Source organism: Zobellia russellii, from assembly GCF_018728565.1.
GTDB classification, from domain to species: Bacteria; Bacteroidota; Bacteroidia; order Flavobacteriales; family Flavobacteriaceae; genus Zobellia; species Zobellia russellii.
The window spans coordinates 501,651-514,179 of sequence record NZ_JACSOI010000002.1; the positions used below are offsets into that span (position 1 = coordinate 501,651).

Below are 12,529 nucleotides of genomic sequence, written 5' to 3' on the forward strand. Positions count from 1 at the left end.
AAAATAATGATGAAGAACTTATATATAACCCTGTTTTCTGTTTTGATCGCCCTCATGAGCTTCTCATGTAGCGACGACCTTTTAGATACCAAACCCTTAGACAAGTACACTGAACAAGATGTGTGGAGCGATGCTAATCTTGCCCAAGGTTTTATTTATAACACCTATAATTCGGTATTGCCTGAATTATTGGTCAACCCGGAAGATCCAGACCCAAAAGGAGGTGGCGCCGGTAATGACGATTTTACCGATAATACCGTTTTGGTAAATGCCAACAAAGTGGCCTTAGACCTGATCGATCAATTTTATGACGCCGGTTGGGCCAAAAACAACTCTTATTATTTCTACGGAAGGGCTCCATTAGGGTTAAAATCCCCTATAAAACAAAATTCTTTTGAAGTCATCAGGGACTGTAACTTGATCATTGAAAAAGTGGCCGCTTCGGAAGGCATCCAGGAAAACATCAAACCTAAATTGATTGCACAGGGCAAGATGTTACGTGCTTTAATCTATTACTCAAAGGCACGTTTGTTCGGTAAATACGTAATTGTAGATAAGGTGCTTACCCCTGAAGACGATTTAAAGTTACCACGATCGGAAACGATAAAAGAGACCTATGATTTTATCATCAAAGACTTACAGGAAGCAGCTCTAGATTTACCCGTTTCTAGCAATGTAGAGACTGGCGAACTTACAAAAGGTGCCGCATATGCTATGTTGGCAGAAATTGCACTGCACGGCGCTGCATATGTTGAAAGTGGAAAAGAAGACTATTACAACATTTCCAAAAAAGCAAGCGAAGACTTATTTGCGCTAGGGTACAGTCTAGACCCTAATTACGCAGAATTGTTTAACAATTACACCAATGCATTAAATTCATCGGAAATCATATTAGGGCTATACACCAATATAGATGCTACACTCTGTGTATTGACTCCAATGCAACGTATTGTTCCTAATATGGAGGTTGCCAAAACGGAAGGTACCCCAAAACTGAACGAATCATTTTTAGGGTGGACTACCGCCATGCCTTCTGCCGATTTGGTTGATGATTATTTGGTAACCGATACGGACGGAGTAGCAAAAAGGTGGAACGAAACCTCATACTATCAAGATTTTGAGACTAACGGAGGGTTTCTTTCCGATGCTATATATAACGAACATCGCGACGCCCGTTTCTTTGCTTCTATTGTACAGGATTCCTCAAAACTTTTTACCAATACCATTACCACTAGAGTTGGTGGCAATATGCATTATGTACAAAGTACGAAGGGTACTGAAGCATCCACTATATCCGGCTATTTTATAAGAAAGGGTATTTATCCTGATATTGAAGGATACAAAGCGGTAAACTTCACAAATTACCATCAGGTCATTACCAGATTAGGCCGTGCCTATTTGAACTATGCTGAAGTTATGCTGCGCCTAAACGATGCAGAAACAGCGGTTCAATACATCAACAAAACCAGGGTTGAGCATGGCAAACTACCGGAGCTTATGGCAGGCATGACCTTAGATCAAGTTTGGGAATGGTACAAAATTGAACGTCGCGTAGAATTGTTTTTTGAGAACGATAGATATTGGTCCCTTTTAAGATGGGGTAAAGAAGAAGGCGGAGGTATCATTTCGGAATTAAACGACAAAGAATATACCTTCTTTGAAATTGCAGCAGATGGCAAAGGCTTTGAAAGCGTACCCGTAATATTAAAACCGGGCAATCAGAAAAAACGCTTTTCTACAAGACGCTACTTATTTCCTGTTCCTGAAAACGAGCGTATCCTAAATGAAAAACTAGATCAAAATCCAGGCTGGTAAACTAACGCACAACAAAATTCGTATAAAATGAAAAATATAACATACTTACTATTCTTGCTCGTAGGCATTACAATGACCTCTTGCCTGAAATCAGATTTAGAAGAGCTGCCCACATTCAACGAGGCCGAAATTACCAATTTCAGATTCGAATATAGATGGATTGATGACACACAAGACTTTAACCGCCTACAAGTGGTTCAATTGAATGTAGAAACGACCATAGACACGGTTAATCAAAAGGTAGCCTGCGCCATAACTGTGCCGCCTGCCAATGGCGATTTTCCGGAGGAAGTACGGTCACAGGTAAGCCTTTCGGAAATAGTGGGCTACGCAGATATTTCTACGGCAGCTACGTTGGCCCCGGCAAACGGAGCCCCTGCCCTTGGTGAGATTGGCGATTTTAGCACCAACCCTATCAGTTACGAAGTTACAGCGGCAGATGGCACCAAACTTACTTGGGGTTTAACCATTACGGAATTCAATAAATAGGGCAGGGTATGTATCCCTACTCCTAGTTTACGTTGCACAAACAATTTGTAACTTTCTTGTAAAAATCAAGTTTATGATAACATATGCTTTTCCAACTTTTCAGTCCCTTTTAAAATTCAGTATGGTAGGCGTGTTAGCCTTTTTGAACATTCCTACCAGTGAAAATACAGTAACAAAAACAGAGCGCCCTAATATTCTGTTCTGTATTGCGGATGACGCTTCAATGAAGAGTTTTGGTGCTTATGGAGATACCTTCATCAATACGCCGGAAATAGACCAACTGGCCAAGGATGGATTGGTATTTCAAAATGCATATAACGGCAACCCTAAATGCTCACCGGCACGGGCCTGTATTTTAACGGGCAAGTACAGCTGGCAGCTAAAGGAAGCCGCGAACCATAACGGACGTTTTCCTCTGGAATTCAAAACCTATCCGCAGTTATTGGCTAAAAAGGGCTATCGTGTAGGGTATACGGGCAAAGGTTGGGGTCCTGGTGTGTATGACACTAAGGACAACCCCGCAGGGCCGGAATATAACACCATAAAACTAGAACCACCGTATAAAGGAATTACGGATGTTGACTATGCCGCTAATTTTGAGGCTTTTCTCAATGAAAACCCTACGGATACCCCGTTTTGTTTTTGGTTGGGAACCAAAGAACCCCATCGTTTTTACGAATTGGATTCTTGGAAGAAAGCGGGCCGAAGGTTAGAAGAAGCAAATGTACCGCCCTTCTATCCAGATAATGAAGTGGTTCGCGGCGATTTATTGGATTATGCAAACGAAGTAGAGTGGTTTGACACCCATGTGGGTAAAGCAATTAAAGCTCTTGAGAAAAAAGGGCTGCTAAAAAACACATTGGTCCTCATAACGTCTGACCATGGTATGCCGTTCCCAAGGGTAAAAGGCCAGATTTATGAAGAAGGCTTCCATATTCCATTGATTGCTTATTGGAAAGGAAAAATTGTTTCCGGCCGTACGGTAAGCGATTTCGTTAGCTTTTCTGATTTGGCCCCTACTTTTATGGAGGTAGTGGGTGAAACGCCTCCCGAACAAATGACGGGAAGCAGTCTTACAAAACAACTTTTTTCTACGGAATCCGGTAGGATAGATAAAAATCGGGACCATGTGCTTTTAGGCAAAGAACGTCATGATATAGGACGCGCCAATGAAGACGGAACCGACCTAGCCTATCCGGTAAGGGCCATCAGGAACGACTCGCTCTTATATGTTCACAATATAAAACCCGAGAGATGGCCCGTGGGCAATCCTGAATATGGTTTTATGAATACGGATGGTTCTCCTACCAAAAGTTACCTAACCTCGCTTAAACCGGAAGATGACGAGTACCCTTTCTTTGAGATGAATTTTGATAAGAGACCGGAACACGAACTTTATAATATTAAGAAAGACCCGCACTGCATCCATAATCTGGCTAATAAACCGGAAAATGCAACGGTCATCAAAAAGCTTCGTACCCAAATGGAAACGGAACTTATTGCTCAGGGCGACCCCAGAACACTGGGCAAGGGAGACATATTTGATAATTATATCTATTACGGTAAGCGATTGGATTACAAAACCGGTAAACGTATCGCCCCGCTCAAGTACATAAAAAAAACCGAATAAAAATTTAGCACTATGTATCTAAAACCAAGGTCTTTTTATTTTGTGTTGTTATTTCTTGCCACGTTCGGGTACAACTGGGCCCAAGAAAAACAACCCAATATTATTTTTGTCCTTGTGGACGACCTTGGTTATGCCGATGTTGGTTTTAATGGCTCTACTTATTTTGAAACTCCGGCATTAGATGCTTTGGCCAAAGAAAGCCTGGTTTTTGACAATGCCTATATGTATCCTACTTGTTCTCCCTCAAGGTCCGCACTTTTTACAGGAAAACAATCCTTCCGAACGGGAGTGTATACGGTTCCTGTATTGGAGAAAGGAGATGCTCAAGAAAATATATTCTCTAGATGGACGGTTGAAAAGGAACACCCCATTTACGCCAAACCCCTTGCCGAAATCGGATACAAGTCTATTCATTTGGGAAAATGGCATATTGTAGGTCCTTATCCAGAAAAAGAACTGGCCATGAAATGGCCTATTCAACAACGATTGGACCAACCCCAAGCGGGAGATTTTACCTGGGTAGAAAGCCATAAGACCCCAACCGTAAAACAATACTATCCTGAAGGAAGGGGATTTATTAAAAATGTGGGCGGCACCTTTAGAGGTGACCCCGCCCTAGAAGAAGGTGGGTACAAAAGTGAACGCGGAGGGTATCGCGCTCCGTTCAGCAACCCGTTTATAACTCCAAAATCCAATGACGAATGGCTTACGGATAGATTGGCTGACGACGCCATTGAGTTTATGGACCATCATAAAACCGACCCATTTTTGGTCAACCTCCATTTTTACGCGGTTCATCGTCCTATAAAAAACAGGAACGATTCACTTTTTAACAAATACATGAGCAAGCCTGAGGACCCCGTAACGGGGCAGGGAATAGGCAAGAATAAAGAACGGATGGCCAGCTACGCCACCATGGTAGAATCTATGGATGAGAACATTGGTAAAATCATGGCGTACCTTAAAAAGAATAAGCTAGAAGAGAACACCATTTTAATTATTACCTCAGATAATGGCTATCACCCCATAGCCTCCGAGAATCTAAAGTTGAGAGGTGCCAAAGGAGAAATTTATGAAGGCGGAATAAAAGTGCCAGCACTAATTCACTGGCCCGGCAAGATAAGAGCCAGAAGAACTGAAATCCCTATTTCAGTTATGGATTATTTCCCCACCCTAATGGATGTGGCCAACATTGCGTATAAAGGTCAATTAGATGGAAAATCCCTTACTCCCCTATTTAAAAAAGACAACTCTGATTTTAAGCAACGCCCCTTGTTCTGGCACATGGCTAGCCAATATAAACACGGCACATGTTCCGTAATCCGAAAAGGAGATTACAAGCTGATCCAATTCTTGGCAGATGGAAAACTAGAACTTTACAATCTAAAGACAGACCCTAAAGAAACCAAGAACTTGGCCCAAGACCATACCAAAACAACACAAAAATTACTTGATGAGCTGGTAGCATGGCGGGCTTCAAACAAAGTGCCGTTACCGCCAAATTCCATTCTCACCAAGTAAGTCAAAAAAAGTACCATTTTACCTAAAGGTGGCCAACCGGCAAATTTCACCAAAACACTCACGCTCCAAGAATAGTACAACATGAACAACCGAAGAAATTTTATAAAAAAAGCTGGCATGGGTGTTGCCCTAGCCGGGGTTACCGGCCCAATGGCGGTAAAAGCTGCTTCTACACATTATGAGATAGCAAGCAAAAAAGACCCAACCCAAGGAGAACAAGTAAAAATAAAGGTTACCAAACCCTTATTCTGCCCGTACAACAGTGATGGCACCCCTGCTCAAAAAGGTGGTGATGCCTACTATTTCTTAAGCGATGCATTTACCCATAATCCGTTTACGGTTCCAGCTAGTGGAATGAGCGGTTCCCCTATTATCCGCGATGCCGCCGGTAAATTCGTTGGTTTTATGACCACTTTTGGTTTTGAAAATTCTACTTTCAGTTTTGATGGAAAAGAAACCCTTACCGTAAACGTTCCTGAGGGACAGGAACTTTTTGTTGATGAAAGCGGTAATGGCGATGATGCTTGGAAAGCCTACAATACCCAAATGATGCAGCGCCTGAACATTCAGCCCTACAAGGTATTCCCTCATTTTTGGGCAGATGTGGAATATTGTACTTGGGTAGAGCAGAAAATACAATCCAATGTTCCTAAAGGGCACTTTAATTTACTGAATCACGACTTTGTAGCGAAGTATTTGGATAAAATTATCGAATACGGATATCCTAAGGGAAAAATGACCTTGGACCATGGCTGGGGCCAATTTCCGGACGGTAGTTTAAACTCTGGTTACGGCTCGTGGCATCCGGACCCCAAAAAGTTTCCAGATTTCAGAAAAACCATGGACCTTATCAACGAAAAAGGGTTTACGCCCGGCCTGTGGATAGCATTTCCTAAAATACATGGCTCCAGTATTGCTGCCCAGAACAATCCTAATCTTTTGGGCGCTTACAGAGCGCAAGGCAAAACGGAGTACGACAAGGGTGTGCGATGGCTGAACCCCAAGGCAGATATTTTTGAGTACGCTACGGAGACAATCCACCGCTTTTACAAAATGGGGGTGCGCAAATTTAAAATCGATATGTCTTACAACACTAAATCTGATATGTTACACATCCATAAGGAATTGTACAAAGCAGCAAAAGGCATTGACCCTACCATTGAAATGGAATTTCACGTTCCGGATATTTTCTTTACCAAATTTACCGATGTTACCCGTACCAATGATGTATGGCTAAACGATAAATATGACTGGCCCGCCCGTGTAAAGACCCATTATGAAATTTCCTATAAATCCTCACCAGGCCGGGGTATTAACCTAGACCATATTGGGGGTAATGCCGAAAAAGATATTACCGAGGAGAAATACCTAAAACATTTGGAAATGTTTAAATCCAAAATTGGATACCCATTGGTTTCGGTACTTCCACATCATATCAGCCAGAAGTGCGTTGAAGCTACCGGTGATTATTTATGGGATTATGAAAAAGGACCTAGACACATTATTTCCGATTTTTATTCCTAAAGACAAAATTTACCCTAATGTACCGAGAGAGACAATAGATAAACTAGTACATACACAAGTTTACCTTATTTCTATTTCATTTGGACTATGGAAATCATTGCCCTTATGACGCTTTTGATAAAGAAATACGTATCTCTAGTTTTGTTTTGCTGCGTTCTTATGCTCGCCTCGTGCGGAGAGACTCCAAAAACATCTCAAAAGGAAACCAATGATAACCGCCCTAATATTCTTTGGATTACTATTGAAGACTGGAGCCCGGACCTTTCCTGTTATGGCACAAAGGGTATACATACGCCAAACGTAGATAAATTGGCCTCGGAGGGTATTCGTTACAATAAAGCCTTTACCACCTCTCCCGTCTGCTCTACATCACGCTCGGCAATGATGACCGGTTTTCATCAAAATTACATTGGAGCCAATCAACATCGTGAACATAACAAACAACCCCTACCCCATGGTATAAAGCCCATTCCTAAACTCTTGGAAGAAGCCGGATATTTCACCACTCTAATGAGTTGGAAAACCGATATGAACTTTTTACCGGACACTAAGGAAGAGCTCTTTATGAATACCAATGATTGGGCAGACCGCAAACCGGGACAACCCTTCTTTGCCAGAATCACTTTTGGAGGTACGCACCGGTCTTGGAACCGAGACCCCCAAAGATCTATTAATATAAGTGATGTTGAGCTTCCGCCTTATTATGCAGATACTCCCTTTGTTCGTCGCGATTGGGCCAATGGCCTTGAACAAATGCAATTGGTAGATCGGGAAATAGGCAGTTTATTAAAACGACTTGAAGACGAAGGGTTGGCCAATAACACTATTGTTTTCTTTATTGGTGACCATGGTCGTTGTCACATACGAGGCAAACAATTTTTGTATGATGGTGGTACCCGCATCCCCATGATTATGCGGTGGCCGGGCCAAGTAGAACCTGGGCAAGTAAATGACGACTTGGTCATGTCTTTGGATATTGATGCTACCATACTTGATGCCGCCCATGTTACACCGCCAGTTCCCCTACACGGAAAAAACCTCTTAGGCGATGGGGTAAAAAACAGAAAGTACGTTTTTGCCGCCCGTGATAAAATGGACGAAACCCATGATGCCATGCGCTCCATACGGTCAAAAGATTATAAGCTCATTCTTAATTTAATGCCCGAAAGACCATATTTACAGTATAACCAATACAAGGAAAACGCTTATCCGGTATTGGCCGAAATGAGCATTATGTACCTAAAAGGAGAGCTTACTCCCGAGCAAGCCGCCTTCTTTGCCCCCGTAAAACCGCAAATTGAGCTATATGACCTACAAAAAGACACATTTGAGGTAGACAATGTAGCCGATAACCCCGAATATAGCCCTGTGAAAAAAGAGCTGTTGGCCCAACTGCAGAACTGGCGCACCCATGTTATTAAAGATAAAGGTGTAAGTGAAGAGTTTAAGGCCCTTGGCGTTTTTCCCGATAAGAATCCATTTTCAACAGTGGACGAATGGGTAGCCAAAAACCAAAAAAATTATGATTTTAACCGTATAGGCTGGCCGTCATGGTATCCTACTAAAACACTTCAAGAATGGCAAAAGGCCCGTGACAAATGGGAACCCTATGTTATGAGAAGCGCAACCGAAGATATACCTCGTCCTGAAATTGGCATTATCACCAAAAAGAAAACGAAAAAGAATTAAAGCCAAAATTCAGAATGACAACAAAAACCAAATTTGCACAAAAAGTAGCGATCGTCCTTTTTTTATTTATGGGGATAACCGCATTGCACGCTCAAATAAAACCAAAAAAATTCCAGCCAGAATGGGAATCTATAAGAGCCGGATATGAGATTCCAGAATGGTTCAAAGATGCCAAATTCGGTATTTTTTTACATTGGGGCCCTTACGCCGTACCCGCATACAGTAGTGAAAAATATCCAAAAGGCATATATGAACCCAAATGGTCCAAAGGTGGTAAAAAGCCTTACACCTATCACCGTGAACATTACGGAGACCCTTCAAAATTTGGGTATAAAGACTTCATACCTGAATTTAAGGCCGAAAAGTTTGATGCCAATGAATGGGCTACTCTGTTCAAAAATGCCGGTGCCCGTTACGTAGTACCTGTTGCGGAACATCATGACGGCTACGCCATGTACGCTTCTAACCACACCCGCTGGAACGTGAAGGATACAGGACCTAAAAAAGATGTTATGCGCCTATTGTCCGATGCGGTCAAAGCCAAAGGAATGAAGTTTGGAGCATCATCCCATTTTGCGTTACACAGGGTTTATTATGAAAAAGACGACCCAACTTGGGACACCAACAATCCTGAATTTTACGACCTGTACGGTGAGCCGGTAGGTAATGATACGTTACCCACCAAAAAATTCCTAAACCTATGGTGGAATCGTACCACGGATATTATAGATAATTACGAGCCGGATTTGCTCTGGTTCGATTTTGGGTTGGACAAACCCGGTTTTGAGGTCATGCACAAAAAAATACTCGCCTACTACTATAACAAAGGTGAAGAATGGAACAAGGGTGTTGTTTTTCAGGACAAGAACATGAGAAACAAATCCTTTCCTGAAGACCTTATTGTGTTAGATATTGAACGTGGCCGTATGGATGGCATTTACAAATACCCTTGGCAAACAGATACTTCAATAGGAAAAATCTCTTGGGGCTATGTAACCAATGAAGAATACAAAACTTCCAATTACCTATTGGATGAATTGATAGACATCGTAAGCAAAAACGGATGTTTATTATTGAATATAGGCCCTAAAGCCGATGGAACCATTCCCTCAGAAGCAAAAGAAATACTGAACGAAATGGGCCAATGGCTAAGTCTTAATGGCGAAGCAATTTATGACACACGACCTTGGACCATCTTTGGCGAAGGCCCTACAAAAGTAGAAACAGGTCATCATTCCGAAAAGAAAAATAAGGAATCCGGTCCGGAAGACTTTCGTTTTACTACCAAAGGAAAAACCCTTTATGCAACGGCATTGGGCTGGCCACAAGATGGCAAATTCACAATAAAATCACTTTCAAAAAATAATCCCAATACATCAAAACGAATTAAATCTGTAGAATTCATAAGCGGTAAGAACAACATAAAGTGGAAACAGTCCTCCAAAGGTCTTTCCATATCGGTTGACGGCCAAAAGCCTTGCGAAGCAGCCTACGTTTTTCGTATTCTATTGGAATAAAAACATATCAAAACCTATTTTTCAAAACGTAACAAATGAGCAAATTTTATTTTAACGAAGAACAAAGTTCCTATGATGCCATTGTAGTAGGCACCGGTGTTAGCGGAGGCTGGGCCGCCAAGGAATTGTGCGAAAACGGACTAAAGACCTTAATGCTCGAAAGAGGCAGAATGGTGGAACACATAAAAGATTACACCACTGCCCATATGGACGACTGGGACTTTAAGCACGGCATGGAGCTTTCAATTGAAGAAAAGGCAAAACGTCCCAAGCAAAGCCGGACCAACAAAGGCAAAAGCGCAGATTCGTACAAATGGTTCGTAAACGATTTGGAACACCCCTACAATGAGACCAAACCCTTTAATTGGATGCGGGGATACCATGTAGGTGGACGATCCATTACTTGGGGAAGGCATAGTTACCGCTGGAGCGAAATTGACTTTGAAGCAAATAAAATTGATGGCCATGGTGTAGATTGGCCTGTTCGTTATAAAGATATTGCTCCTTGGTACGATAAGGTAGAAAGCTACATTGGCGTATCCGGTGAAAAAATGGGACTGAGACAACTACCCGATGGCCAATTCCTTCCAATGATGGAATTAAACTGTGTAGAGCAACATTTTAGGGATAAAGTCTATGAAAACCTAGATGGAAGGGTCGTTACCTCCGGCCGTATAGCCCATATTACGGGTGACAAAGAATTTGAGGGACGTACCAAATGCCAGTTCAGGAACCGTTGTTCCAGAGGGTGTCCTTTTGGCGGCTACTTTAGCAGTAACTCGTCCACACTTCCAGCTGCGGAACGAACAGGGAACCTAACCCTAAGACCGGATTCAATCGTTACCGAAGTCATTTATGACCCGGATACCAAAAAAGCAACAGGAGTTAAGGTCATTGACCGATTGACCAAAGAAGAACTGGTATTCAACGCCAAGGTTATTTTTTTGTGTGCTTCGGCCATAGCATCGGCTTCCATCTTGATGCAATCCAAATCAGATCGTTTTCCTAACGGAATGGGTAATGATTCCGATCAATTGGGTAGAAATATAATGGATCACCATTTAGGTGCAGGGGCTAATGGAAAATTTGATGGTTACGACGATAAATATTATAAAGGCCGAAGACCAGGAGGTGTATACATTCCTCGATTTAAAAATATAGACGCCAAATCTCAAAGCAAAGATTACCTACGCGGATTTGGATATCAAGGAGGTGCAAGTCGTAAAAACTGGAAAGATGCCGTTGCCGAACTTTCAATGGGCGCCGAACTTAAAGAGGCGATCTTAAAACCTGGCGGATGGACTATGGGCGTAGGTGGTTTTGGAGAAATACTTCCGTACCAAGACAACCGTATGACCCTAGATTATGACAATCTAGATGGTTGGGGCCTACCTACCGTAACCTTTGATGCAGAAATACGTGACAACGAGTTAAAAATGCGTGAAGATATCGTAGTGCAAGCGGCAGAAATGCTAAAAAAGGCCGGAGCAAGAGACATCAACACCCACAACAGCTCCTATAATATTGGTCACGGTATTCACGAAATGGGAACCGCCCGTATGGGAAGAGACCCGAAGACCTCGGTTTTAAACGGTCATAACCAAATACATGAAGTACCCAATGTTTACGTTACAGATGGTGCTTTTATGGCCTCATCAAGTTGTGTAAACCCGTCATTGACATACATGGCGTTTTCGGCAAGAGCCGCCAATCATGCAGCAGAAGAACTTAAAAAAGGAAATATATAACCATGGATAGAAGAAAAGCATTAATGCAAATAGGAATGTCTATGGGTTACGTAGTAGCCGCACCCACATTCATGAGCGTTTTACAAAGCTGTAACGATACTAAAACCACTACGTGGGTACCTCAGTTTCTCAATGAAGACGAAGGTACGGTACTTATAGGCGTTATAGATAGTATACTGCCCAAAACCGATACATTATCGGCCTCGGAAGTTAACGTACATATCTTTTTGGACAGTTTTGCAAACGAGGTAATGCCTCCTGCTCAGCGCAACCAATTTAAAGCTACCTTGAACCAATTGGCCGTGAACGCCCTAGAAAGCTCAAACAAAGAGAACATAAGTGACCTTACTGAAGCCGATCTTGCACCTGAGGTATTAAAAGCATTGACGGATAAAAAGGCCGAAGGCGTTCCCTTTGCCAAAAAAATCAGAGACCTGACCATTTGGGGCTACAAGTGCACGGAGTATGTTGGTGAAGAAGTGCTGGCATATGATTCTATTCCCGGTAAATATATTGCCTGCGGAGATCTGGATGAACTTACTGGGGGAAAAGCTTGGTCTATTTAACGTGAAACCAATCATCATAACCATTTTATA

9 protein-coding genes are annotated in these 12,529 nt (G+C 42.3%); all 9 read left to right on the forward strand.

What is annotated here, in order from left to right:
• Positions 1-6 precede the first annotated feature (6 nt).
• The 9 genes from H9565_RS07675 (at position 7) to H9565_RS07715 (ending at position 12,499) form a co-directional block, all read left to right on the forward strand.
• The gene (locus H9565_RS07675) at positions 7-1,815 is read left to right on the forward strand and encodes a RagB/SusD family nutrient uptake outer membrane protein (protein WP_215438624.1); all 1,809 of its coding nucleotides are present in this window, start codon (positions 7-9) and stop codon (positions 1,813-1,815) included.
• 27 nt (positions 1,816-1,842) lie between these two features.
• Positions 1,843-2,304 carry a DUF5018-related domain-containing protein gene (locus H9565_RS07680; RefSeq protein ID WP_215438625.1) on the forward strand — a complete coding sequence of 154 codons (462 nt, stop codon included), beginning with the start codon at positions 1,843-1,845 and terminating at the stop codon, positions 2,302-2,304.
• A gap of 73 nt (positions 2,305-2,377) precedes the next feature.
• Positions 2,378-3,934: a sulfatase family protein gene (locus H9565_RS07685; RefSeq protein WP_246560372.1), complete on the forward strand. Its 1,557-nt coding sequence runs from the start codon at positions 2,378-2,380 to the stop codon at positions 3,932-3,934.
• A 12-nt stretch (positions 3,935-3,946) separates the two neighbouring features.
• On the forward strand, positions 3,947-5,455 hold the full coding sequence (locus H9565_RS07690) for a sulfatase (protein WP_215438626.1): 1,509 nt from the start codon (positions 3,947-3,949) through the stop codon (positions 5,453-5,455).
• Between the two features lie 81 nt (positions 5,456-5,536).
• Positions 5,537-6,979 (forward strand): alpha-galactosidase, encoded by a 1,443-nt coding sequence (locus H9565_RS07695; protein WP_215438627.1) that lies wholly within the window; start codon positions 5,537-5,539, stop codon positions 6,977-6,979.
• Between the two features lie 87 nt (positions 6,980-7,066).
• Positions 7,067-8,668: a sulfatase family protein gene (locus tag H9565_RS07700; RefSeq protein ID WP_215438628.1), complete on the forward strand. Its 1,602-nt coding sequence runs from the start codon at positions 7,067-7,069 to the stop codon at positions 8,666-8,668.
• 14 nt (positions 8,669-8,682) lie between these two features.
• Positions 8,683-10,185: an alpha-L-fucosidase gene (locus H9565_RS07705; RefSeq protein WP_246560375.1), complete on the forward strand. Its 1,503-nt coding sequence runs from the start codon at positions 8,683-8,685 to the stop codon at positions 10,183-10,185.
• A 35-nt stretch (positions 10,186-10,220) separates the two neighbouring features.
• A complete protein-coding gene (locus tag H9565_RS07710; protein ID WP_215438629.1) occupies positions 10,221-11,933 on the forward strand; it encodes a GMC oxidoreductase in 1,713 nt (570 codons plus the stop codon).
• Positions 11,934-11,935: 2 nt separating this feature from the next.
• Complete coding sequence (locus H9565_RS07715) at positions 11,936-12,499, forward strand: gluconate 2-dehydrogenase subunit 3 family protein (protein WP_215438630.1); 564 nt, start codon at positions 11,936-11,938, stop codon at positions 12,497-12,499.
• Positions 12,500-12,529: the final 30 nt, after the last annotated feature.